We start from the raw sequence: 24,172 nt of genomic DNA, 5'->3' as shown, positions 1-24,172 counted from the left end.
AAACCTCAGGGGCCGGGCTCGCCGGCGCCGCAGGAGGCGCGGATCACCAGCTCGGGCGTGAGCAATTGGCGGATGCCGTCGTCGCGGCCGGGCTGGTCCACCAGCCGCATCAGCCGGGACATCGCCTGCTCGCCCAGGCGCGCGATGCTGACCCGCATCGTGGTCAGCGCCGGATGGACGAAACGGGCCAGCGGAATATCGTCGAAACCGGCCAGTGCCACATCGCCGGGCACCGAGACATCGGCCTGGACAAACGCGTACAGGCAGCCCAGCGCGGTCATGTCGTTGGCGGCGAAGACCGCGTCGGGCAGCGTGCCGCCGGCCAGCATCGCCTGGCCGGCGCGGTGGCCTGAGGCCTCGTCGAAGTCGCCGGTGAATTCTATGCCCTGCGCGGTATCGCCGTGGGCGGCGATCGCATCGCGGAAGCCACGCAGGCGTTCGCGCGCATCGAAATTCAGCGCTGGCCCGCCGATGAAGGCGATGCGCCGATGTCCGGCCGACAACAGATGTTCGGTCATCGCCATCGCGCCGGCATGGTCGTCGATGCTCAGCACCGGATAGGCGTCGCCGGGGAGATGCGCGTTGATCAATACCGTGGGCAGCGCCTGCGGCAGGTTGTCGGTGAGGAACCCGGGCTGCTCGGCATACGGCGACAGCACCAGCAGACCATCCACGCGCCCGCGCATGGACTGCAATGCCCTGCCCTGCGCCTCCGGGTCGCCGTGGTAACTGGACACCAGCAGATGCTGGCCGGCGGCACGCGCCGCACCATCGATTCCACGGATCAGCTCGGAAAAGAATTCGCCATACAGGTCCGGCAGCACCACGCCCAGGGTCTGGGTGCGTCGGCTGCTGAGGCTGCGGGCTGCCGCATGCGGGCTGTAGCGCAGGCGCGCGGCCACGTCCTGCACCAGCTGGCGCACCGGCCCGGCGACGTTGTCATGCCCATTGAGCGCACGCGACACCGTTGCAACGGAGACCTGTGCTTCCCTGGCGACATCTTTGATGGTGACCGCACCCTTGGCCATTCGTGTCGCCCTCCGCGACCGAGTTCCCAAAACTGGCGCGGACTGTAAGCGTTTTCATACGAAGGCGTAAACCCCTGTCTTCACGCCCGTGAAAACGCTTACAGATCAAGCATCTGCAAGTGATGAATACGTGAAGCGATGTGTTGCGACGCAACAAATACCGCTCATGTGTCCACGGATGAAGGTCGACCGCGATCACGGTTGGGGCGGTTCGGCGCACTGCTGGGAACGATCGCCGCCCGTAGGAGCGCACCCGGGCGCGACAGGCCTTACCGATAAATCCGTCGCGCCCGGGTGCGCTCCTACGACGGCGGCTTGATTGGCCTGTTAGCCCGCCTCGCCCGGCGCGATCGCCTCGATCGACAGCGCGTGGATATCGGTCTGCATCATCTCGCCCACCGCGGCATAGACCGCGCGGTGCCGCGCCAGCGGCGGCTTGCCGGCGAAGGCGGCGCTGACCACGCGCACATTGAAATGTCCACGGCCGTCGCGCGCGCCGGCATGCCCGGCGTGGCGATGGCTGTCGTCCACCACCTCCAGCTCGGTCGGCGCCAGCGCCGCCTGTAGCGCGGTGCGGATCCGCTCGACCCGGCTCATGGCAGCACCCGGCGGAACGGACGCACCTCGGTGCGCACGTAGACGCCCGCCTCGACATACGGATCGGCATCGGCCCAGGCGTGGGCGTCATTCAGCGCGTCGAATTCGGCGATGACCACGCTGCCACTGAAACCGGCCGGGCCCGGATCCTCGGCATCGATCGCCGGACATGGCCCGGCCACCAGCAGGCGCCCTGCCGCCGCCAGCGTCTGCAAACGGGCCAGATGCGCCGGTCGCGCCTGCTGCCGGGCCGCCAGTGCGTCGGCCCGGTCATACCCCTCGATTACGTACCACATAGGCCACCTCGCCCAAGACGTGAAGAACAGCCCCGGGATTCTAGCCGCCTCGGCGCTGGACACCGCCCCCGCGCACGCATTACCCTTGCCACCACTGCACACGCAATCGGACGCAGCGGCCCGTCGGCCCAGGCCCCACGCCTCCTCGACGACCGATTCGCTGCCCACCGCCGACCCGCGTAGACGACCTCCTCGCTGTTCCGTCGCCGCATGCCACGCGGCGCACGTTGTATGTGGATTTGTAGGATCGTGCCGGCACGGGCACGACATTGATCGCAATAACTCAAGGCAAAGCCCTGCAGGCGCGGCTCCGACCGTGGCCGGCGACCGTAAGACCCGATGTCGACCTGATGAATTCCGAACTCGCGCACGACGCGAATCCGCCAGCCACGAGCGCGCCGCCACAGCAGCAGGAAATGCGGCTGGCGGTGGTGCATGGGCAAGCGGTGCTGCAGATCCCGCAGGATCTGTATATTCCGCCGGACGCGCTGGAAGTCATCCTGGATGCCTTCGAAGGTCCGCTGGACCTGCTGCTGTATCTGATCCGCCGGCAGAATCTGGACATCCTGGATATCCCCGTCGCCGAGATCACCCGGCAGTACGTGGATTACATCAACGTAATGCAGGAGCTGCGCTTCGAACTGGCGGCGGAATATCTGGTGATGGCCGCGATCCTGGCCGAGATCAAGTCGCGCATGCTGTTGCCGCGCCCGCCCAGCGAGGAAGGCGAAGAAAACGATCCGCGCGCCGAGCTGGTGCGCCGGCTGCAGGAATACGAACGCTTCAAGCAGGCTGCCGAGGATCTGGACACGCTGCCGCGCATGGGCCGCGACAGCGCGCCGGTGCAGGCGCATCTTCCCGAGCGCGCTGCGGTCAAGCTGCCGCCGCCGGTGGAACTGAAAGAAATGCTGATGGCGCTGTACGACGTGCTCAAACGCGCCGAACTGTTTACCGGCCATGCGATCAAGCGCGAGGCGTTGAGCGTGCGCCAGCGCATGGGCGATGTGCTGAGCCGCCTGGACGATGGCAGGTTCTACCGTTTCGAATCGCTGTTCACGGCCGAAGAAGGCAAGCTCGGCGTGCTGGTCACCTTCCTGGCGCTGCTCGAACTGGCCAAGGAGCAATTGCTGGACATCGTGCAGGAGGCGCCGCTGGCGCCGATCTACGTGAAGTCGCTGGCCTTGGGCAATACCAATGCGCCGCTGCAATTCTCCAGCGAATTCGACGACAGCGATGCCGCCAACGAACCCCTCTGAAGCCGATCACCGAATGGATCAAGCGCTGATCACCCGCATTATCGAAGCCGCCCTGCTGGCGAGCAGCCAGCCGCTGACGCTGGCGCAGCTGCAGGGCGTGTTTCCGGAAGAAGAACCGGCGCCGCCCGGCAGCGTCGAGCGCGCGCTGGAACTGCTGCGCGACGGCTGCGCCGAGCGCGGCGTGGAGCTGGTCGAGGTGGCCTCCGGGTTCCGCTTCCAGGTCAAGGCGGACGTGCATGGCTGGGTCTCCCGGCTGTGGACCGAGCGCCGCACCAAGTACACCCGCGCAACGCTGGAAACCCTGGCGCTGATCGCCTACCGGCAGCCGATCACCCGCGGCGAGATCGAGCAGGTGCGCGGCGTGGCGGTCAGCAGCAACATCATCCAGGCGCTGGAAGAACGCGAGTGGATCCGCGTGGTCGGCCACCGCGACGTGCCCGGCAAGCCGGCCCTGTTCGGTACCACCAAGGGCTTTCTGGATTACTTCGGGCTCAAGCGATTGGACGAGCTGCCGCCATTGTCTGAGTTGAAGGACATTGCCGAGCTGGAACCGCAGCTGCCGCTGGACCGCGACGGCCAACTTGATGGCGCGGTGCCGGCGTCGGCGGCGATGGGTACGGAGTATGCTGAAGCGGGTCCGGATACGGATCCAGACCCGGATAGGGCGGATGCAGACGGCGCCGGCGCCGATGCGGCGATTGCCGCCCGGACTGACGCGGCGGCGGATGCAGATGCTGACGTGGATGCCGACCCGGGCGACGACGCGCAGGAACAGCGCGATGCCGAGGAGGTGCTGCCGGCATCGGACAGCACCACCGACGCAACCAGCGACAGCGACGACGCAACGCACGCCGATGCCGATGCCGAGCTGGCCGTTGATGCCGATGGCGATGGCGATACCGATGTTGATGTAGACGACAGCGACCAGATCGCCAGCCCAGGCACTGCAGTCGACGACGAACACGAACACCACGCCGACGCGGTCGATGACCAGGCCAGCGCCGATGAATCGAGTAACGACACACCGCAACACCCCGAGCATGCCTCGGCGCAGGACCCAAAACCGTTGAACCCAGATGACGCCCGTGAGGGCGCCCCCGACACCGCGCCGGGAACGCGCGCGGGCGCAGTGAACGAAGACGAAGACAACGCCGTCGCGACGACGACCGTGGCTGTTGACGAAGCCGATTCCGACCCAGAGGCCGACCCAGAACGCGTCGGCCGGAGCCAGACACATGAGTGACACCCCCCGCAAGCTGTCGTTGAACAAGCTTTCCCTCAAGCGCGACAGCGCGCCCGAAGCGCCCAAGCTGGAAGAGCGCCTGCACAAGGTGCTGGCCCAAGCCGGACTGGGGTCGCGCCGCGCGCTGGAACAGCGCATTGCCGATGGCCTGATCAAGGTCAATGGCGCCGTCGCGCAGACCGGCATGTCGGTGCGCAGCGGCGACAAGATCGAGCTGGATGGCCGCAGTTTCGTGGCCAGCGCGCTGACCGAGCCCTCGCGCGTGCTGATCTACAACAAGCCCGAAGGCGAAGTGACCACCCGCGAAGACCCCGAAGGCCGCCCGACCGTGTTCGAGTCGCTGCCGGCATTGAAGGGCTCGCGCTGGATCGCCATCGGCCGCCTGGACATCAACACCACCGGCCTGCTGCTGCTGACCACAGACGGTGAGCTGGCCAACGCGATGATGCATCCCTCCTACGAGGTCGAGCGCGAATACGTGGTGCGCGTACGCGCCCCGGAAGGCGAGGACAAGGTCTCCGACGCCATCATCGAGCGCCTGTCGCGCGGTGTGCTGCTGGAAGACGGCGGCGCCAAGTTCGACGAGATCGAACGCATCGGCGGCACCGACTCGCACGACTGGTTCCGCGTGGTGGTCAAGGAAGGCCGCAACCGCGAAGTACGTCGCCTGTGGGAGTCGCAGGGCTGCCAGGTCAGTCGCCTCAAGCGCAGCCGCTACGGCAAGATCTCGCTGCCGCGCGAATTGCTGCGTGGGCAGTCCATCGAAGTGGCGCAGGACAAGGTCGACAGCCTGCGTGCCGAACTCAAGCTGGAAGAAGGCGCGCCGTCGGCGCTGACGCTGCAGCCGGTGATCGGCCAGCGCCGCGCCGCCAAGTCCACCGTGCACGTCTCGCGCGATGGCCGAAGCAATGCCTACGTCAACGGCCAGACCTCCGGCGCCGACGAAGGACGCGAACTGCGCCGCTTCGACAACCCGCGCGAAGATCGCGGCGGCCGTGGCCGTGGCAAGCCGGGCGGTTTCCGCGGCGGCCTCACCGTCAGCGGCGAAGCGGCGGCCAAGCAGTCGCAGCAGCGCCCATTCAAGCAACGCGCCTCCGCCAAGGGCGACCGCGGCCTTCCGGACGGCAACCCGGCCGCGTTCCGCAGCTGGTACGTGCCCGATGGCGTGAGCACCGGCCCGAGCGGCCACCGCAATGCCGGCCCCGGTGGCCCTGGCACCGGCCAGGCGCGCCCGTACGCGAAGAAGGGTCCGGGCGGTGCACGCCCAGGTGGCGGCGCGGGCAATGCACGCCCTGGCGCGGGCGGCGCGGGACGTGGCGGCGCCGGTAGCGGACAGGGCCAGTCGCAGGGCCAGGGTCAGCGCAAGCATCCGTACGGCCATCCGGGCAACGCACCGAGCTTCCCGTCCGATCACGCCAACCCGGGTTTCAGCCCGTATGGCGCGGCACGTCCTGCGGCCGGTCGCCCGACCGGCGCACGTGCGGGTGGCCCCGGTGGCAACCGTGGTCCGGGCGGCAATCGCGGTCCCGGTGGTCCGGGCGGCGCGCCGCGTGGACCGGGTGGTCGCCCGCCGGGCGGCGGTAATCGCGGTCGCTAAGCTGCGGCACGCGCAATAAAAAACGGCCCTGCAAAGGGCCGTTTTTTATTGGTGTTTCCGTTCGCGCCCGGCATCGCAGTTGCTGGAAACAGCAGCGACACCGAGTTCGTACGGCAACAGCGCAGAGCCCACTGTCTGGGGGCGCTGCGCGTTCACGCAGGCGTCGACCATTGGCGACGCCTGCGCTGCATGCACAGCGTCTTACTTGCGACGCTCGATGACGAAGTTGCCCACCGCCACGCCCAGATCGACGCCCTCGCCGGTGCCGGCCAGGGCCAGCGAAATGTCGCCCTTGGTGACCACCTGTGCCGTGCTGGACTTGACCACGCCGGCATGCGCTTCGGCCGCCGCGTAGGTGCCGAACAGATCATTGAGGCTGTAGGCGCCTGAGAAGGTGCCGCGGCCGCCGACAATCTTGGACTTGCCGACGGTCAGGCCGCCGCCCTTGCTGGAGATCTTGACCGGGATCACCGCGCCGTTGTCGCACTTGATGGTGCCGGTGCCGCTGGCGGTCTTGTAGAACACCGACCAGCCCGACAGGTTGAACGACAGCTGGCAGTCGATGTTACCGGCGGCCTGCGCCTGCGGTGCAAGCGTTGCGGCGCCCAGCAGCGCGAACAGGGAAAGGGACTTGATCATGCGGGCATTCCGGTTGGTGAACGTGGCGCCGAGCCTATCAGCGCCGATGTGGCAGCCGCGACAACATGCCGGCACCGCGCATGCGACCGTTCAGCGAATCATTATTTCGCCGGCCGGCGGCCTGCGCCGCCACAGTCTGCGATGGCGGCATGGGATGATTGCGGCATGCCACGCACCGTCTACAGCCTGCTCTTCGCCGCCCTGCTGCTGCCCACCCTCGCCCACTGCGGCGAGACCATCCCGACCCAGGGCTATACCGTCGTGCGCACCTATCCGCACGACACCGCCGCCTTTACCGAAGGCCTGTTCTATCTCGACGGCTACCTGTACGAGAGCACCGGCGAACTGGGCCAGTCCAGCGTGCGCAAGGTCGAGCTGGAGACCGGCCGCGTCCTGCAGCAGGCCTCGACACCGGCGCCGTTTTTCGGCGAAGGCATCGTGGCCTGGCACGACCGCCTGATTCAGCTGACCTGGCGCAACCAGCGCGGGTTTGTCTACGACCTGGCCACGCTGACGCCGCGCACGCAGTTCAGTTATTCCGGCGAGGGCTGGGCGCTGACCCGCGACGACAGCAGCCTGTACATGAGCGATGGCACTGCCCGCATTCGACGGCTGGATCCGCAGACGCTGCAGCAGGTCGGCAGCATCAAGGTCACTGCCGGCGGCAGGGCGCTGGACAATCTCAACGAGCTGGAATGGGTCAACGGCGAGCTGTTGGCGAACGTCTGGCTGACCACCCGCATCGCACGCATCGACCCGGCCAGCGGCAAGGTCATCGCCTGGGTCGACTTGAAGGCGCTGGTGCCGGACGCCGACACCCTGAGCGACCCAAGCAACGATGTACTCAACGGCATCGCCTACGACGCCGAGCACGATCGTCTGTTCGTCACCGGCAAGCGGTGGCCGAAGATCTACGAGATCAAGTTGGGTGAGTAGCCGGGATTGGGGATTCGGGATTGGGGATTCGCAACGGCGGGCAAGCAAAGAGCTGTGCCTTGCCTGCTTGCACCAATCCCTAATCCCTAATCCCTAATCCCTAATCACAAATTCATCCGCATCCAGCATCGCCGGGAAGCGTGCGCGGTGTTCGGCCAGGGCGGCAGCGCTGAGGGTGGTGGTGACCACCTGTGGCTGCTCGCGGATTTCCACCTGCGGCTGGCCGAGGAAATCGATCACGGCGCTGTCGCCGGCGTAGTGCAGCTGATTACCGTCGACGCCGACGCGGTTGACCGCTGCCACAAAGCACAGGTTCTCGATCGCGCGTGCGCGCAGCAACGTCTTCCAGGCATAGGCGCGCGCGGACGGCCAGTTGGCGACGAACAGTTGCAGATCGAAATCCAGCTGGCCCGGCCGCTCGACATCGAAGCGATTGCGGCAAAACACCGGAAAGCGCAGGTCGTAGCAGACCTGCGGATTGATCCGCCAGCCCTTCCACTCCACCGTCAGGCGATCGCGCCCGGCCGCGTAGCGCAGGTGCTCGTTGCCGAAGCGGAACAGATGGCGCTTGTCGTAATACTGCAGCGCTCCGTCCGGCGTGGCCCACAGCAGCCGGTTGAACACGCCTTCGGGCGTGCGCAATTGCACGCTACCGGAGACGGCCGCACCCAACCGCGCCGCCTGCGCACGCACCCAGGCCACGGTCGGCCCGTCCATGTCCTCGGCCTTGTCGATGGCGTCGTTGGAGAACCCGCTGGTGAAGGTCTCCGGCAGGATCACCAGATCGGTCTGCCCGGCCAACGGCTCCAGCAACGCACCGTAATAGTCGCGATTGCCGGCCGGGTCATGCCAGCGGGTGTCGCCTTGGATCAGGGAGATGCGCAGGTCGTGCATTAAAGGCTCGGGAATGGGGAATGGGGAATCGGGAATCGGACAGCGGTTTGGTGAGCGCGTTATGTCATCGGGCCAAGTGCAGATTCAGATCGAAAAGCGACCAACCGCTTTTACGATTCCCGAATCCCCATTCCCGATTCCCAGCTCTTCAGAGCTGCTGCAACCGCGCGATCGCCGCATCCAGGGTTGCATCGTTCTTGGCGAAGCACAGCCGCGCCAGTCGTTGCCCTTGTGGCGCGGTCTCGTAGAACGGCGACAGCGGAATCGCGGCCACGCCCTTTTCCACCGTCAGCCACTTCACGAACTCGGTGTCGGGCAGGTCGCTGATCGCCGAATAGTCGACCAGCTGGAAATAGCCGCCGGGCACTGGCAACGGCTTCAGGCGCGTGGTCAGCAACTGTTCGCGGAAACGGTCGCGCTTGGCCTGGTAGAACGCGCCGAGGTGTTCGTCGTGTTCGGGTTCGTCGCGAATCATCGCGGCGAATGCGTGCTGGGCCGGACCGAAGCTGGTGAAGGTGTTGTACTGGTGCACCTTGCGGAACTCGGCGCTCAGTGCCGGCGGCGCGATGGCGTAGCCGATCTTCCAGCCGGTGCAGTGATAGGTCTTGCCGAAGCTGGAAATCACGAACGCGCGCTCGCGCAGTTCCGGCCAGCGCAACACCGATTCGTGGCGGCGGCCGTCGAACACGATGTGTTCGTACACCTCGTCCGAGAGCAGGAAGATGTCGCTGCCGCGCAGCAGCTCGGTCAAGCGCTGCATGTCATCGGCAGACAGCATCGCGCCGGAGGGATTGTGCGGCGAGTTGATCATCAGCAGGCGCGTCTTCGGCGTGATCGCCGCGCGCAGCGCCGGCCAATCGATGGCGAAGGTCTGCGGGTCCAGCGACACGTGCACGGCGCGCGCGCCGGCCAGGTCGATCGCCGGCTCGTAGCAGTCGTAGGCTGGGTCCAGCACGATGACCTCCTCGCCTGCGCGCACCACCGCGTGGATGGCGTTGAAGATCGCCTCGGTGGCCCCGCTGGTGACGGTGATCTCGCTGTCGGCATCGACCTGCGCGCCGTAACAGCGCTGCGCCTTGCCGGCGATGGCCTGGCGCAAGGCCGCAACGCCGGTCATCGGCGGGTACTGGTTGTGGCCGGCCGCCATGGCCTTGGCCAGTTCATCGACCAGCCGCTGCGGCACCGCGAAATCGGGAAAACCCTGGCCCAGATTCACCGCACTGTGTTCGGCCGCCAGCTGCGACATAACGGTGAAGATGGTGGTGCCCACCTTGGGCAGCTTGGTCGTGAGGGGCATCGGGCCTGTCCGGGCAACAAACGGGGGGACTGCGAGTGTACGCAAAGCCGCCAGGCGGTTGCGCCGAGGCGATGCAAAACAGCGTTCCCGGACACATCACGCCGCCGAACGCGCCCCCGGCAGCGCGCCATCGTCGCTACAATGCGCGCCCTGCCTCGCCCACCCCATGCCGTCCTGCGACGGGAGCCCGCTGCGCCGATGATCGAACCGCTGCACACTGCGCCACCGCTGCTGGCGGCGCGCGCGCTGGCTTTCAGCCGCAACGAGGAGCCGGTGTTCGGCCCGCTGGATTTCCATGTCGATGCCGGCGAGGCGCTGCTGGTGCAAGGCGACAACGGCGCCGGCAAGACCACGCTGCTGCGGGTGCTGGCCGGGCTGCTGCATGTGGAGCGCGGGCAGATCGAGATCGACGGCAAGACCGCGCGGCGCGGCGACCGCAGCCGCTTCATGGCCTATCTGGGCCATTTGCCGGGGCTGAAGGCCGATCTCAGCACGCTGGAGAACCTGCACTTCCTGTGCGGCCTGCATGGCCGCCGCGCCAAACAGATGCCCGGCAGTGCGCTGGCCATCGTCGGCCTGGCCGGCTACGAGGATGCGTTGGTGCGGCAGCTGTCGGCCGGCCAGCGCAAGCGCCTGGCGCTGGCGCGGCTGTGGTTGTCGCCGGCCCCGCTGTGGCTGCTGGACGAGCCCTACGCCAACCTGGACCTGGACGGCATCACCCTGGTCAACCGGATGATCTCCGCGCACCTGCGCGGCGGTGGCGCGGCGCTGGTCACCACCCACGGCGCCTATGCGGCGCCGCCGGTACGCACGCGCATGCTCACGCTGGAGGCGGCAGCATGAGCCTGCATTCGCCACAACCCTCGCTGTGGCAGGCCGCGCGCGCGCTGCTCAGCCGCGACCTGCAGCTGCTGTGGCGCCGTCGCAGCGATGCCTTGCAGCCAGCGCTGTTCGCCCTGCTGATCGTGGTGTTGTTCGCGCTGGGCCTGGGCGGTCGCCCGGACCTGCTGGCGCAGGCCGCACCGGCGGTGCTGTGGCTGTCGGTGCTGCTGGCCGGCCTGCTGTCGCTGGATGCGCTGTTCCGCAGCGACGTGGAAGACGGCTCGATGGAGCAATGGCTGCTGGCGCCGGTGCCGTTGGCGTGGCTGATCGCGGTGCGCGTGCTACTGCACTGGGCGACCAGCGCGCTGCCGTTGATCGCGGTGACGCCGCTGCTGGGCGAATTGCTGCACCTGCCACATGACCAACTACCGGTGCTGCTGGCATCGTTGGCGCTGGGCACACCGCTTCTGAGTCTGCTTGGTGCCGTGGTCGCGGCACTGACGGTGACGATGAAACGCTCTGGTATTCTCGTGGCGTTGCTGGCGTTGCCGTTGTACGTGCCGGTGCTGGTGTTCGGTGCCGGCAGTGTCGCGGCCAGCGGACAAGGGCAGGATGCGGTGGGTGCGTTGTTGTTGCTGGGCGCCGGATTGGTGATCGGCGTGGCGCTGGCACCGCTGGCTGCGGCTGCCGCAATCCGGATTTCCTTGAGTTGAGCCCTGCGGTCGATGCGCTGTCGACAAGACGCTCCACTCATTGCGTTGTTGCTGTTTCGAGAGCCAATGCCATTCCAAAGGCTGCTGCCATCGCATGAACGTCGTCGCCCGCTGGTTCCACCAACTCGCCTCGCCTCCGATCTTCGACCGTTTCACTGCGCGCTGGGCGCCGTGGTGCTACGCGCTGGCCGCGGTGTTGCTGGGCGTGGGCATCTGGCAGGCCTTGTTTGCGGTCCCGGCCGACTACCAGCAGGGCGATAGCTTCCGCATTCTGTATATCCATGTGCCGAGCGCGTGGATGAGCCTGTTCGTGTTCGGGCTGATGGCGGTGTACGCGGCGATCGCGCTGATCTGGCGCATCAAGATCTGCGAAATCCTTGCCATGGCCTGCGCGCCGATCGGCGCGGCGTTCACCGTGATCACCCTGCTGACCGGCAGCATCTGGGGCAAGCCGATGTGGGGCGCCTGGTGGGATTGGGACCCGCGCCTGACCACCGAGCTGATCCTGCTGTTCCTGTATCTGGGCGTGATCGGTCTGTACCAGGCCATCGACGATCGCCGTCAGGCCGCGCGCGCGGCCGCCTTGCTGGCGATCGTCGGCGTGGCGCTGCTGCCGGTGATCCGCTATTCGGTGGTGTGGTGGAATTCGCTGCATCAGGGCCAGAGCATCCGCCTGCTCGGCCCCTCCAGCATCGATGCCAGCATGCTGCTGCCGCTGTGGCTGATGGTGATCGGCACCAAGTTCTGGTTCGCCGGTTCGCTGCTGACGCGTGCGCGCGCCGACAACCTGCGCCGCGAGGCTGGCAAGGCCTGGATCGTGCACGATGCGCCGGAGCGCGCGGCATGAGCTACCTGCCCTACGTCATCGCCGCCTACGCGGTATTCGTGCTGGTGCTGCTGTGGGACCTGATTGCCGGCCGCTGGCAGCTGCGCCGCGCGTTGAAGATCGCGCAGGCGCGGCGTTTGCGCGAGCGCAAGCGCGCGGTGCCCAGCGATGCGGAGCTGATCCGGTGAACCTGCAACGGCGCCGCCGGATCTGGCTGGTGATCGCGCTGGTGCTGGCCGGTGGCCTGGCGACCGCGCTGGTGGCGATGGCACTGCAGCGCAATGTGGCTTATCTGTACACACCGTCGGAAGTGCTGCGCGGCGACGCCGGCGAGCATGCGCGCTTCCGGCTCGGCGGCATGGTGGAGAAAGGCTCGTTCCAACGTGCGTCCGGTTCGCTGGAAGCGCAGTTCCGCGTCACCGATGGCGATGCACAGTTGCCGGTGCGCTACGACCGCATCCTGCCGGACCTGTTTCGCGAGGGACAGGCGGTGGTGGCGACCGGACGCATGCAGAACGGCGTCTTCGTTGCCGAAGATGTGCTGGCCAAGCACGACGAGACCTACATGCCGAAGGAAGTCGCCGACAAGATGGGCAGCGCGCACCGCAAGCACGATGTGCCGGCGGCCGCAGACCAGGCCGGAGCGCTGCGTTGATGGCAGGGGTCAAAACGTTCGCCTTGCTGCGCTGTGATCGCTTGCAGCTTGCCTGCGTGGCCGACGATGTCGCGATGCCTGGGCAGGCGCATACAGACGCTGCCCGGCGGCCGCCCCTGCATTGCGCCGGCAAGCGTCGCACCACTGCCTGCCCGCCAACGCGCCAACCCGATGCTGCCTGAGCTCGGCACCTTCCTGCTGATTCTGGCCTTGCTGGTGGCCCTGGTGCAGGCCGCGCTGCCGCTGGCCGGTGCGCAGCGTGGGCGCAGCAGCTGGATGGCGGTCGCGCGGCCGGCCGCGTTGCTGCAGCTGGGCCTGATCGCAGCGGCCTTCGCGCTGCTGACGCATGCCTTCCTGGTGCAGGATTTTTCGGTGCGCTATGTCGCCGAGAATTCCAACAGCCTGCTGCCGGTGATGTATCGCTACTCGGCGGTGTGGGGGGCGCACGAAGGCTCATTGCTGCTGTGGACGCTGGTGCTGGCGCTGTGGACCGGGGCGGTGGCGCTGTGGTCGCGGCAGTTGCCCGCGCAGGTGGTGGCGCGCGTGCTCGGGGTGATGGCGCTGGTCAGCATCGGCTTCCTGGCGTTTTTGCTGTTCACCTCCAATCCGTTCGCGCGCTTGTTGCCGGTGCCGCTGGAAGGCGCCGATCTGAATCCGCTATTGCAGGACCCGGGGCTGATCATCCATCCGCCGATGCTGTATTGCGGCTATGTCGGCTTTGCGGTGCCGTTCGCCTTCGCCATCGCCGCGTTGCTGGAAGGCCGCATGGATGCGCGCTGGCTGCGCTGGACGCGGCCGTGGACCAATGTGGCCTGGGCCATGCTCACCGTCGGCATCGCACTCGGCAGCTGGTGGGCGTATTACGAGCTGGGCTGGGGCGGCTGGTGGTTCTGGGACCCGGTGGAAAACGCCAGTTTCATGCCGTGGCTGGTGGGCACCGCCTTGCTGCATTCGCAGGCGGTCACCGAAAAGCGCGGCAGCTTCGCCAGCTGGACCTTGCTGCTGGCGATCGCCGCCTTTTCGCTGTCGTTGCTGGGCACCTTCCTGGTGCGCTCGGGCGTGCTGACCAGCGTGCATGCGTTTGCGGCCGACCCGTCGCGCGGCCTGTTCATCCTGGTGTTCCTGCTGGCGGTGGTCGGTGGTTCGCTGCTGCTGTACGCACTGCGTGCGCCGCGCCTGTCGCTGGTCGATGACCCGCGCCGCGCGTTCGCCGGCAGCTCGCGCGAAACCTTGCTGCTATTGAACAACCTGCTGCTCGCCTGCGCCTGCGCGATGGTGTTGCTGGGCACGCTGTATCCGCTGCTGGCCGACGCCTTGGGCCTGGGCAAGCTGTCGGTGGGGCCGCCCTACTTCGGCACCTTGTTCCTGGTGCTGATGGCGCCGTTGGTGGCGCTGTTGCCGTTCGGCCCGCTGACCCGCTGGCAGCGCGAGCAGGCCTCGCGCCCGCTGGCGATGCTCGCGCCGTGGGCAGGTCTGGCGGTTGCCGCAGGCGTGCTGGCCTGGTTCGCCGCGCCGCAGGGCGAGTGGAAAGCGGCACTCGGCGTGGCCGGCGCGGCCTGGGTGCTGCTGGGCACGCTGCGCTTCCTGTGGACGCGGCGCGCGGCCAAAGGCCGCAAGCTCACCGCCGAAATGCTTGGCATGCTGCTGGCGCACGTGGGCGTGGCGGTGTTCCTGGCCGGTGCGTTGCTGGTGGAATCACTGAGCCTGCAGCGCGAGGTCGCACTGGCGCCCGGGCAGCAGATGCAGATCGGCCGCTACGCGCTGCACTTCGATAATGTCGAAGAGCTGCGCGGGCCCAATTACGTCTCCGACCGTGCCAATCTGCAGGTGTTCAAGGACGATGCGCCGGTCGGCCTGCTGCATGCGGAAAAACGCCGCTACGCCAGCGGCGGGCAGACCTTGACCGAGGCGGCGATCCGTCCCGGCCCGTTCGGCGACCTGTATGTCGCGCTTGGCGAACCCCTGGGCAATCAGGCCTGGGCGGTCCGCGTCCACCTCAAACCGTTCGTCCGCTGGATCTGGCTGGGGGCGCTGCTGATGGCGCTTGGCGGCTTGGTCACCGCGGCCGACCGGCGTTTTCGTCGTTCTCCGGAGATCCAAGATGGTTGAGTCACGTTCACCCCGCCTACCTACAGCGGTTCTGGTAGGTGCCATCGTGCTGCTGCTCGCGCTGGCAGCGCTGCTGGTCTATGCGGTGGTGCGCTCCGGTCAGGACGATCGCGATGCTTTGCCTTCTGCGCTGATCGGCAAGCCGGCGCCGGAGTTCGCGCTGCCGCTGCTGCACGACCCCAGCATCGTGGTGCATGCGCGCGAACTGCGCGGCGCGCCGTACATCATCAACGTGTGGGGCAGCTGGTGCCCGGCCTGCCGCGAGGAGCACCCGGTGCTGAGCCGCTTTGCGCTGACCAAGCGCGTGCGCGTGATCGGCTACAACTGGAAGGACGAGCGCAACGATGCGCTGCGCTGGCTCGAACAGCTGGGCAACCCCTACCTGCTGGTGGTCGCCGACAAAGACGGCCGTACCGCGATCGACTTCGGCATCGCTGCGGCACCGGAGACCTTTCTGGTCGACGGGCGCGGCGTGGTGCGCTGGAAGTACAGCGGCATGCTCACCCAATCCATCATCGACACGCAGCTGATTCCGGTGCTGAGCAAGATCGAGCGCTCGCCCAGTGCCGCTCCGGACCTGCACGCCAAGCAATGATGCGCGCCTGGCTGCTGACGCTGCTGCTGTTGCCCTGGCTGGCGCTGGCCCAGCCGGTCGGCGACCCGGCGCCGCTGCGCTATGCCTCGGCCGAAGAAGAAGCGCGCTTCCATGCGCTCACCGCCGAGCTGCGCTGCGTGCAGTGCCAGAACCAGTCGCTGGCCGACTCCAATGCGCAGATCGCCCAGGACCTGCGCCGCGAAGTGCTGGCGCTGATGCACGCAGGCCGCAGCGATGCGCAGATCCGCCAGTTCCTGGTCGCGCGCTATGGCGAGTTCGTGCTGTACCGCCCGCGCGTGGAATCGCGCACCTGGCTGCTGTGGTTCGGCCCGCTGCTGGTGTTGCTGCTGGGTGCTGGCGCCATTGTGCTGCTGGTGCGCCGACGCAGCGTGGCTGCGCCCGCCCTGCCCGCCGATGAGCAGGAGTGGTGATGGTCGGCTTCGTCAGTGCGGTGGTGGTGCTGACCCTGCTCGTCTTCGGCGTGGCGCTGCGGCCGCTGTGGCGCGAAGCGCGCGGGCTGACCGCCAGCATCGCGGTGTTGCTGCTGGCGGCGAGCGCGGCGCTGTACTGGCTGGTCGGTACGCCGAGCGCGATTCAGACGCCGGCCGAGCGGCCGGCCACGCCACGCTCGCTGGATGAGGCCATCGTGCAACTGCGCGCCGCATTGGCGCGCAATCCCGATCAGGCCGAAGGCTGGGTATTGCTGGGACGCTCGCTGTCCAGCCAACAGAAATTCGCCGAAGCGCGCGATGCGTTTGCGCGCGCGGTCGCGCTGCGTCCGGACGAGCCGGATGTGCTGGTAGCTGCCGCGCAGTCGCGCATGCTCGCCGACGACAGCGGGCGCCCGGATCCGCAGGCCATGCGCCTGCTGGAACATGCGCTGGCGGTGCAACCGGACCATCAACGCGCACGCTGGTTCCTGGGCGTGGTGCAGCGCCAGGCCGGTCAGCCGGCCAAGGCCAGCGAGACCTGGGAGCCGTTGCTGCGCGTGGTGGATGCCTCTACCCGCCCCGGCCTGCTGGAACAGATCAACGCCGCGCGCCAGGAAGCCAGGCTGGCGCCGATCCAGACGCCGGCTACGCCTGCCGCCGATGCAGCCAGCGGCAAACGCATCCAGGTACGCGTGACGCTGGATGCCGAGTTCGCCAAACGCGCCGGGTTGCCGGGCGACACCAGCGTCTTCGTGATTGCGCGCGCCGCCGACACGCCGATGCCGGTGGCGGTGGAAAAACACGCGCTGCGCGAGCTGCCGTTGACCATCACCCTGGACGACGGCGACAGCCCGATGCCGACGCGCCGGCTGTCGTCGCTGGACACCGTGCAGGTGCTGGCACGGCTATCGCGCAGCGGCAACGCAATGCGCCAGGCCGATGACGTCGAAAGCGTGCCGGTGATGGTGGAACTGCCCACTGCCGCGCCGGTGGAGCTGGTAATCGGTCGCTGATTGCCCGCCACGTGTCGACGCGACGCAATCAATGATGACGCCGCATCGGAGTGAGTCGGCCGCGGTGTTAAAAACCATGCACACCCAACATCTCCACTGGTCCTTGCCCGCCCATCGTCGCGGGACCTTACGCGGCATGGATGCCGCGTAAGAGCCTACAAGGACGTACTTGCGGCGTGTCCTGCGACGGTGGGCGGGCAAAGGCCCTGCAACCAAACCGCAGATCCGCCGCTCTGCAGAGTGGCATCACACAGAGCAACGACTCAAACCGATTCCCAATTCCCGAATCCCCAATCCCGAATCCCATCCTGCCCCCGGCACCTGCCATGGCAGATAGAATTGCCGCATGACCGAATTCATTCCCCCCGGCACGCTGTTCCACGCGCTGCCCTCGCCGTTTCCGATGAAGCGCGGTGGTGTGCTGCTGCAGGCGCGTGTCGCCTACGAAACCTGGGGCACGCTGGCAGCCGATCGCAGCAATGCGGTGTTGATCGTCACCGGTCTGTCGCCGAATGCGCATGCCGCGGCAAATCCGGCCAATCCCGAGCCGGGCTGGTGGGAAGCAATGCTCGGGCCTGGCAAGCCGATCGATACCGAACGCTGGTTCGTGGTCTGCGTCAATTCGTTGGGCAGCTGCAAGGGCTCGACCGGCCCGGCGTCGATCGACCCTGCCACCGGCACGCGGTATCGCCTGGGTTTCCCGGAACTGTCGATCGAAGATGTGGCCGATGCCGCAGCCGACGTGGTGCGCGCGTTGGGCATCGAACAACTGGCCTGCCTGATCGGCAACTCGATGGGCGGCATGACCGCACTGGCGTTGTTGCTGCGCCACCCCGGCATCGCGCGCAGCCATATCAATATCTCCGGCAGTGCGCAGGCGCTGCCGTTCTCGATCGCGATCCGCTCGCTGCAGCGCGAAGCCATCCGCCTGGATCCGCACTGGAACGGCGGCCATTACGACGACACGCATTACCCGGAATCGGGCATGCGCATGGCGCGCAAACTCGGCGTGATCACCTACCGCTCGGCACTGGAATGGGACGGCCGCTTCGGCCGCGTGCGGCTGGATTCCGAACAGGCCGCCGACGATCCGTTCGGCCTGGAATTCCAGGTCGAAAGTTATCTGGAAGGCCATGCGCGCCGCTTCGTGCGCTTCTTCGATCCCAACTGCTATCTGTATCTGAGCCGCTCGATGGATTGGTTCGATCTGGCCGAGTATGTCGACAACAGCCCGTCCATCGACGCGCGGGTCGATGGCACGCAAGCCGACAACGCTGCGGTCGCCGCCAGGCCGGATACAGGCATCTCGACCGACGCCACGGTGCTGGCCGGACTGGCGCAGATCCGCATCGCGCGGGCGCTGGCGATCGGTGCCAACACCGACATCCTGTTCCCGGTGCAGCAACAGGAACAGATCGCCGAAGGCCTGCGCGCCGGCGGTGCCGAGGCACACTTCATCGGGCTGGATTCGCCACAAGGCCACGATGCCTTTCTGGTCGATTTCGCACGCTTCGGGCCGGCGGTACGCAACTTCCTGGACGCTTGCTGATTTCCAGACCTGCGCAACGGCGTCGCGGCACGTCCCAGCAGCAGAGCCTGCCGCGCAAGACGCTCGCCCTGCTGTTCCTGATCGGCATGACTGCCATGGTGGTTGCAGGCCGCCTGCCGGCGCTGCTGGCGCTGTGGTACGCGGCTGCAAGCTTGCTGGCGATGCTGGTCTACCGGCTCGACAAGAGCGCAGCCCAACGCGGCCGGCAACGCACACCGGAAGCCACCCTGCACCTCATCGCACTGCTCGGCGGCTGGCCGGGCGCGTTGCTGGCGCAGGCGCTGTTCCGGCATAAATCCAGCAAGGCGGCCTTCCAGCTGCGGTTCTGGATCACTGTCGTAGCGAACGTCGCCGCCTTGTATTGGGCATGCCGCCAACCTGCGCTGCTGGCAGCACTCCACGCATTGCTGGGGTAAGCGGCGCATGCGTGATACATGCGCGCAACCGGTCAGTGCGAACCGGCAACAGCATCCTCAGGCCAACGGCTCCAGCGCACCGGCCCGCAGGCGATAACGTCGCTGCACCACGCCATCGGGCACGCTGTCGTGGGTGATCATCACAAGGCTGCGCTCGCCCAGCGCGGCAGCTAGATCCAGCAGCAAGGCGTGTGCGGTATCCACATCCAGGCCGTCGGTGGGTTCGTCCAGCAGCAGGATCGGCGCCTCGCGCAGCAAGGCGCGCGCCAGCGCCAGCCGGCGCGCCTGGCCGGCCGAGAGCGTGGCGCCGTTTTCGCCGACCCAGGTGTCCAGACCGTTCTGCGCGGTGGCCCAGGCGCGCAGGCGCACCTGGTCCAGCGCGTTCCACATGGCCGCATCGCCTGCGCCGGCATCGCCGATGCGCAGGTTGTCGCGCACCGTGCCGGCAAACACCGGGGCATTCTGCGGCAGCCAGGCGATGCGTTGATGCCATTGCGCCTGCGCGAAGTGGCGCAGGTCGATATCGGCGTAGCTCACCTGCCCGGCCTGCGGGTCCCACAGCCGCAACAGCACTGCGGACAAGCTGCTCTTGCCGCTGCCGCTGTCACCGCTGATGGCGATGCGCTCGCCAGGCGCCAGGCTCAGATCGAGCGCCTGCAGCAGCGGGCGTCCACTGCCCGGCCACGCAAAACTGACCTGTTGCAGGCGCAGCGTGCCGCTGCGTGGCGCATCCACTGGCTGCGACGGATCGACGACCGACGGCGCCTGGTCGACGATGGACTGCAAGCGCCTGGCCGCAACGCGCGCGCTCTGCAGCGCCTGCAAGGCGAGCCCGGCGCCGGCCCAGACCTCCAGCAATGCCATGGTCAGGAACACCAGCCCAGCCGCCATTTCCGCAGCAATCAATCCACGTTCTGCCGCGCTCAACCCAAGCCACAACATGCCGGCCAGACCGATACCGCCGCAGACCGCATGCAGCAGGTTGCCGCCGATCAGGCGACGGCGCTGCAGGCGATCGCCATCGACCACCGCCGCCGCCGTTGCATCGACCTGATGCAGCCAGGCACCTTGCGCATCCACCGCAGCGAGATCGGCCGCACCTTCCAGGCCCTCGAACGCCTGCGTGCGCAAGGCGGTGCGTTGCCGGGCGCGCAGCTGTTCGCGCTGCGCACCGCCGCGCGCCACCTGCCACGGCACCACACCGCCGATGACCACGCCCAGCACCACCAGCAACACGCCAGCCGGCGGATAGATCAGCGCCGCTGCCACCACGCCGGCCACCCAGATGCCGAGCAATGCGCTCAACGGCGCCAACGCGCGCACGCTCACGCCATCGACCTCGCCGATGTCGGACATCAGCCGCGCCAGCAGATCGCCGGTACGCGTGGCCGACAGGCGGCCCGGCGCCAGCGGCAACGCGCGGCGGAAGAACCACACGCGCAGATCGCGGGCGATGCGCAGCGTGGCGTCGTGGCCGATCAATTTTTCGCCATAACGCGAGACGATACGCGCGAAGGTCAGCGCGCGAATGCCGGCCGAGGGCGAAAAGAAATTGAAGCCGCTGCCCATGCCGGCGACACCGGCCAAAGCAGCGGCGGTCAGGAAACTGCCGGACACGCCGAGCAAGCCCACGCCGGCCAGCATGGTGACAAGGACCAACAGCGCCGACAGCAGCAGGCGCCAGGCATGCCGGCGAAACACATCGCGCAGACGGTCGGGCTGTGTGTCGTTCATGGCAGCTCCGCTGTGACGGTGCCGCCGCGCAGGTCGATCACCGTGTCGGCCCAGCGCATCACCGCGGCGCTGTGCGTGGCCAGCACCACCGCGCGGCCGCGTGCGAACACACCCAGGGTGCGCAGCAACTCCGCTTCGGTGTCCGGATCGAGGAAGGCAGTGGGTTCGTCCAGCAGCAACAGGTCCGGCTCGCGCAGCAACAACCGCGCCAGGGCCACGCGCCGCGCTTCGCCACCGGACAACCCGAAGCCGCGCTCGCCGATCTGCGTGTCCAGGCCCGCAGGCAGCTGCGCGGCAAAGCGCAGCACCTGCGCGGCGTCGGCCACCGCGTGTAGGCGCGCAGCGCCGGCCTGCGGATCGGCCAGGCGCAGGTTGTCGGCGATGCTGCCGTGAAACAGATACGGCCGCTGCGTGGCATAGCCGATGCGGGTCCCCGGCCGCAGCACCACGCTGCCGGCCTCCGGCGCCAGCCAGCCGGCCAGGCCCTCCAGCAAGGTGCTCTTGCCGCTGCCGCTGGCACCGATCACCGCCACACGCTGCCCGGGCTGCAAGGTCAGCGAAAAATGCGCGACCACCGTGTGCGGTGCGCCCGGCGGCCGTAGCGCGAGATCGCGCGCCTGCAGCAGCGGGGCGTGTGCCTGCGCCGGTTCCAGTGCGCGCAAGGCAGGCACCGTCACCGGTAGCGCTGCCGATGACGGCGCGAAACCTTCCAGCAGGCGCTCGGCTTCGGCCACCGCCGCCAGCGCATTGGCACGGTCGTGGTAATGCGCCGCCAGCCGCCGCAACGGCGCAAAGAATTCCGGCGCCAGCAGCAGGCAGAACATGCCCGCGCCCAGCGTCGGCAAGCCGTGCAGATCCAGCATGCCCAGATAGGTCAGGCCGAAGTACAGCGCCACGATCGCCACGCTCACCGAGGCGAAGAATTCCAGCACCGTGGACGACAGGAAGGCGATGCGCAGCACCTTGAGCGAACGCTCGCGCACGCCTTCGGCCGCCGCGGCAATGCCGCTCAACTCGGCCTCGCCGCGGCCATACACGCGCAACAGGCCCAGGCCCTTGAGGCGATCGGCAAAGTGCCCGCCCATCCGCGCCAGCTCGCTCAGCTGGTCGCGCCCGGCGGCTTCGGCGCCCCAGCCCACCAGCATCATGAAGAACGGAATCAGCGGTGCGGTCAGCAGCAGCACCAGGCCCACCACCCAATCGACCGAAAACACCGCGACCAGGATCAGCGGCGGCACCAGCAGCATCTCGGTGCGTGCGAGCTGGTAGCCGACGAAGTAGCCCTCCAGCGCATCGGTATGCGCCAGGCTCAATTCGCCCAGTTCGCCGCTGCGCTGCCGGCGCAGCCACACCGGCCCATGCTGCACCAGGCGGCGCGCGATGCGGGCACGCAGTTCGCGCCTGGCCACATCGGCCACCTCGCCGGTCAGCGACTGCGCCCAGGCATTGAGCAGCGCGCGTCCTACCAGTGCACAGACCAGCCCCGCCCCCACGTCGCGCAATTGCGCCAGCGCCAGATGCTGCACCAGCACCGCCTGCAGCAACCACGCGATCGCCGCCGCCTGCGCCAGCAGCAGCACGCCCGCCACCGCCACCGCCACGCCGGCCAGGCGCCGCGCACGCGTGGCCGGGGCCGCCAGTGCATCCAGCCATTGGCCGCGTTGACGGCGCTGGGCTGGCGTTTCGCTGGCTCGCACGCTGGGCTGGCTCACATCGCTCTCAAGGAAGACAGCGTGTTGCAAGCGATTGTAAGTCGCCACTTCCCGCTACGGGCTGCGCATTGTGCCGCACCCGCCCGCCTCGGCATTGATCTGGATCAACGCGCGTGTCGCGGCAAGCGCAGATGATCGGCTGCATTCCTTCATCGACACCCAACCAGGCCCACCCGCCATGATCGACTCGACAGTTGTTGAACTGTCGCGGCTGCAGTTCGCAGTCACCGCGATGTACCACTTCATCTTTCCGCCGCTGACCATGGGCCTGTCGTTCCTGCTCGGCATCATGGAAAGCGTCTATGTGATGACCGGCAAGGACATCTGGCGGCGCATGACCATGTTCTGGGGCGTGCTGTTCGGCATCAACTTCGCCATGGGCGTGGGCACCGGCATCGTGATGGAATTCGAGTTCGGCATGAACTGGTCGTACTACAGCCATTACGTCGGCGACATCTTCGGTGCGCCGCTGGCGATCGAAGGCCTGATGGCGTTCTTTCTGGAGGCGACCTTCCTGGGCCTGTTCTTTCTCGGCTGGAACCGGCTGAGCAAGGTGCAGCATCTGGCCACCACCTGGCTAGTGGCGCTGGGCAGCAACTTCTCGGCACTGTGGATCCTGATCGCCAACGGCTGGATGCAGAACCCGACCGGCGCGGTGTTCAACCCGGACACCATGCGCATGGAAGTGGTCGATTTCATGGCGGTGCTGTTCAACCCGGTGGCACAGGCCAAGTTCGTGCACACCGTCAGCGCCGGCTACGTACTCGGCGCGGTGTTCGTAATGGCGATCAGCGCGTTCTATCTGCTGCGCGGCACCCATGTGGAGATGGCGCGGCGTTCGTTCGCGGTGGCTGCCGCGTTCGGCCTGTTGTCCTCGCTGTCGGTGGTGGTACTCGGCGACGAAAGCGGCTATGCCGCCAACGAACACCAGAAGATGAAGCTGGCGGCGATCGAGGCGATGTGGGAGACCGAAGCCGCGCCGGCCGACTTCACCGCATTCGGCATTCCCAACCAGCAGACCCATCGCAACGACTACGCGGTCAAGATCCCGTACCTGATGGGCTTGATCGCCACACGTTCGCTGGACCAGCCGATCCCCGGCATCCTGGAACTGGTCGGCCGTGCCGAGCATCGCATCCGCGGCGGCCAGATCGCCTACGGCGCGCTGCAACGCATCCGCGCCAACAAGGACGATGCCGAAGCACGCAAGGTCTTCGAGGCGCATTGGCAGGATCTGGGCCATGGCCTGCTGCTCAAGCGTTATCGCGACGATATCGGCAATGCCACGCCGCAGCAGATCGCCCAGGCTGCGATGGACACCGTGCCGCGGGTGCTGCCGCTGTTCTGGACCTTCCGCATCATGGCCGCCATCGGCATCTACCTGATCGCCTTCTTCGCCATCGCGTTCTGGTTCGCCTGCAAGCACAACTTCGAGGAAAAACGCTGGTTCCTGACCCTGGCGCTGTGGAGCCTGCCGCTGCCGTGGATCGCGATCGAGTGCGGCTGGTTCGTGGCCGAGTACGGCCGCCAGCCGTGGGCGGTGGAAGGCGTGCTGCCGACCTTCTATGCCGCCTCGGGACTGGATCTGTACGAAATCGTGTTGACCCTGGTCGGCTTCACCGCGCTGTACACCACGCTGTTGGTGATCGCGATCAAGCTGTCGCTGAAGACCATCCGCAAGGGCCCGGATGCGCTATTTCCACCGAGCCAACGCATCCCGTCGCCGCACGGCAGCTCGCCCCACGCGTCCTCACCCGACGCCCCATTGAGCACCGGCGCGCTGGCCGGCGGCGCACCGTAAGCCAGGAGAGACA

The 24,172-nt window shown here is 67.5% G+C and carries 24 protein-coding genes; 16 read left to right on the top strand and 8 right to left on the bottom strand.

Annotated elements, in window-relative coordinates:
- Positions 1-5: 5 nt before the first annotated feature.
- The 3 genes from AC1KVE_RS04400 to AC1KVE_RS04390 form a co-directional block, all read right to left on the bottom strand.
- Complete coding sequence (locus AC1KVE_RS04400; protein WP_046342967.1) at positions 6-1,028, bottom strand: LacI family DNA-binding transcriptional regulator; 1,023 nt, start codon at positions 1,026-1,028, stop codon at positions 6-8.
- Positions 1,029-1,355: 327 nt separating this feature from the next.
- Positions 1,356-1,625 carry a BolA family protein gene (locus AC1KVE_RS04395; RefSeq protein ID WP_016904540.1) on the bottom strand — a complete coding sequence of 90 codons (270 nt, stop codon included), beginning with the start codon at positions 1,623-1,625 and terminating at the stop codon, positions 1,356-1,358.
- The gene (locus AC1KVE_RS04390) at positions 1,622-1,921 is read right to left on the bottom strand and encodes a YciI family protein (protein WP_481091846.1); all 300 of its coding nucleotides are present in this window, start codon (positions 1,919-1,921) and stop codon (positions 1,622-1,624) included. Before AC1KVE_RS04390 ends, AC1KVE_RS04395 begins: the two co-directional genes overlap by 4 nt.
- 350 nt (positions 1,922-2,271) lie before the next feature.
- Here AC1KVE_RS04390 and AC1KVE_RS04385 point away from each other — a divergent pair, with 350 nt between their 5' ends.
- Genes AC1KVE_RS04385 through AC1KVE_RS04375 form a run of 3 tightly spaced genes read left to right on the top strand, consistent with a single transcriptional unit; the run spans position 2,272 to position 6,017 of the window.
- Complete coding sequence (locus tag AC1KVE_RS04385) at positions 2,272-3,177, top strand: segregation and condensation protein A (RefSeq protein WP_024940608.1); 906 nt, start codon at positions 2,272-2,274, stop codon at positions 3,175-3,177.
- The gene (gene scpB, locus AC1KVE_RS04380) at positions 3,155-4,420 is read left to right on the top strand and encodes an SMC-Scp complex subunit ScpB (protein WP_481091847.1); all 1,266 of its coding nucleotides are present in this window, start codon (positions 3,155-3,157) and stop codon (positions 4,418-4,420) included. The genes AC1KVE_RS04385 and scpB overlap by 23 nt, the downstream gene beginning before the upstream one ends.
- Positions 4,413-6,017, top strand: coding sequence for a pseudouridine synthase (locus tag AC1KVE_RS04375; protein WP_481091848.1), 1,605 nt, complete (start codon positions 4,413-4,415; stop codon positions 6,015-6,017). The genes scpB and AC1KVE_RS04375 overlap by 8 nt, the downstream gene beginning before the upstream one ends.
- A 201-nt stretch (positions 6,018-6,218) precedes the next feature.
- Here the strand turns inward: AC1KVE_RS04375 and AC1KVE_RS04370 are convergent, their stop codons facing one another.
- Positions 6,219-6,656, bottom strand: coding sequence for a hypothetical protein (locus AC1KVE_RS04370; protein ID WP_016904973.1), 438 nt, complete (start codon positions 6,654-6,656; stop codon positions 6,219-6,221).
- Between the two features lie 165 nt (positions 6,657-6,821).
- On the opposite strand from AC1KVE_RS04370, the gene AC1KVE_RS04365 reads away from it, so the two are divergent.
- Complete coding sequence (locus tag AC1KVE_RS04365) at positions 6,822-7,592, top strand: glutaminyl-peptide cyclotransferase (protein WP_481091849.1); 771 nt, start codon at positions 6,822-6,824, stop codon at positions 7,590-7,592.
- A 93-nt stretch (positions 7,593-7,685) separates the two neighbouring features.
- On the opposite strand, the gene AC1KVE_RS04360 is transcribed toward AC1KVE_RS04365, so the two are convergent.
- Positions 7,686-8,486, bottom strand: coding sequence for an amidohydrolase (locus tag AC1KVE_RS04360; RefSeq protein ID WP_481091850.1), 801 nt, complete (start codon positions 8,484-8,486; stop codon positions 7,686-7,688).
- Positions 8,487-8,634: 148 nt separating this feature from the next.
- Entirely contained in the window at positions 8,635-9,783 is a 1,149-nt protein-coding gene (locus AC1KVE_RS04355; RefSeq protein ID WP_481091851.1) for a pyridoxal phosphate-dependent aminotransferase, read from the bottom strand.
- Between the two features lie 198 nt (positions 9,784-9,981).
- Between AC1KVE_RS04355 and ccmA the strand changes: the two genes are divergently transcribed.
- The 11 genes from ccmA to AC1KVE_RS04300 all read left to right on the top strand — a co-directional run bounded on the left by ccmA (position 9,982) and on the right by AC1KVE_RS04300 (position 18,912).
- Complete coding sequence (ccmA, locus tag AC1KVE_RS04350) at positions 9,982-10,626, top strand: heme ABC exporter ATP-binding protein CcmA (RefSeq protein ID WP_039527017.1); 645 nt, start codon at positions 9,982-9,984, stop codon at positions 10,624-10,626.
- Complete coding sequence (gene ccmB, locus AC1KVE_RS04345; RefSeq protein WP_166771358.1) at positions 10,623-11,318, top strand: heme exporter protein CcmB; 696 nt, start codon at positions 10,623-10,625, stop codon at positions 11,316-11,318. The genes ccmA and ccmB overlap by 4 nt, the downstream gene beginning before the upstream one ends.
- 94 nt (positions 11,319-11,412) lie before the next feature.
- The gene (gene ccmC, locus AC1KVE_RS04340; protein ID WP_481091852.1) at positions 11,413-12,165 is read left to right on the top strand and encodes a heme ABC transporter permease CcmC; all 753 of its coding nucleotides are present in this window, start codon (positions 11,413-11,415) and stop codon (positions 12,163-12,165) included.
- On the top strand, positions 12,162-12,332 hold the full coding sequence (locus AC1KVE_RS04335) for a heme exporter protein CcmD (protein WP_024939981.1): 171 nt from the start codon (positions 12,162-12,164) through the stop codon (positions 12,330-12,332). The genes ccmC and AC1KVE_RS04335 overlap by 4 nt, the downstream gene beginning before the upstream one ends.
- Positions 12,329-12,799 (top strand): cytochrome c maturation protein CcmE, encoded by a 471-nt coding sequence (gene ccmE / locus AC1KVE_RS04330; RefSeq protein WP_024939982.1) that lies wholly within the window; start codon positions 12,329-12,331, stop codon positions 12,797-12,799. The genes AC1KVE_RS04335 and ccmE overlap by 4 nt, the downstream gene beginning before the upstream one ends.
- Positions 12,800-12,970: 171 nt before the next feature.
- Positions 12,971-14,908, top strand: a complete 1,938-nt coding sequence (locus tag AC1KVE_RS04325; RefSeq protein ID WP_481091853.1) for a heme lyase CcmF/NrfE family subunit — start codon at positions 12,971-12,973, stop codon at positions 14,906-14,908.
- Positions 14,901-15,503 (top strand): DsbE family thiol:disulfide interchange protein, encoded by a 603-nt coding sequence (locus tag AC1KVE_RS04320; protein WP_024939984.1) that lies wholly within the window; start codon positions 14,901-14,903, stop codon positions 15,501-15,503. The genes AC1KVE_RS04325 and AC1KVE_RS04320 overlap by 8 nt, the downstream gene beginning before the upstream one ends.
- Complete coding sequence (locus AC1KVE_RS04315; protein WP_024939985.1) at positions 15,500-15,934, top strand: cytochrome c-type biogenesis protein; 435 nt, start codon at positions 15,500-15,502, stop codon at positions 15,932-15,934. Before AC1KVE_RS04320 ends, AC1KVE_RS04315 begins: the two co-directional genes overlap by 4 nt.
- Positions 15,934-16,947: a tetratricopeptide repeat protein gene (locus AC1KVE_RS04310; RefSeq protein WP_481091854.1), complete on the top strand. Its 1,014-nt coding sequence runs from the start codon at positions 15,934-15,936 to the stop codon at positions 16,945-16,947. Before AC1KVE_RS04315 ends, AC1KVE_RS04310 begins: the two co-directional genes overlap by 1 nt.
- A gap of 346 nt (positions 16,948-17,293) precedes the next feature.
- Positions 17,294-18,496, top strand: a complete 1,203-nt coding sequence (gene metX, locus AC1KVE_RS04305; protein ID WP_126966092.1) for a homoserine O-acetyltransferase MetX — start codon at positions 17,294-17,296, stop codon at positions 18,494-18,496.
- Entirely contained in the window at positions 18,490-18,912 is a 423-nt protein-coding gene (locus tag AC1KVE_RS04300) for a DUF1294 domain-containing protein (RefSeq protein WP_126966091.1), read from the top strand. The genes metX and AC1KVE_RS04300 overlap by 7 nt, the downstream gene beginning before the upstream one ends.
- A 57-nt stretch (positions 18,913-18,969) precedes the next feature.
- Here AC1KVE_RS04300 and cydC read toward each other — a convergent pair whose 3' ends face one another.
- Positions 18,970-20,646 carry a thiol reductant ABC exporter subunit CydC gene (gene cydC, locus AC1KVE_RS04295; RefSeq protein ID WP_126966090.1) on the bottom strand — a complete coding sequence of 559 codons (1,677 nt, stop codon included), beginning with the start codon at positions 20,644-20,646 and terminating at the stop codon, positions 18,970-18,972.
- A complete protein-coding gene (gene cydD, locus AC1KVE_RS04290; RefSeq protein WP_481091855.1) occupies positions 20,643-22,388 on the bottom strand; it encodes a thiol reductant ABC exporter subunit CydD in 1,746 nt (581 codons plus the stop codon). The genes cydC and cydD overlap by 4 nt, the downstream gene beginning before the upstream one ends.
- Before the next feature lie 148 nt (positions 22,389-22,536).
- Between cydD and AC1KVE_RS04285 the strand changes: the two genes are divergently transcribed.
- The gene (locus AC1KVE_RS04285) at positions 22,537-24,159 is read left to right on the top strand and encodes a cytochrome ubiquinol oxidase subunit I (RefSeq protein ID WP_435013801.1); all 1,623 of its coding nucleotides are present in this window, start codon (positions 22,537-22,539) and stop codon (positions 24,157-24,159) included.
- Positions 24,160-24,172: the final 13 nt, after the last annotated feature.

The organism is Xanthomonas sp. NCPPB 2864 (genome assembly GCF_056675615.1).
The sequence above is the reverse complement of the archived record's forward strand: the minus strand, read 5'-3'. Positions and strand labels throughout refer to the sequence as shown.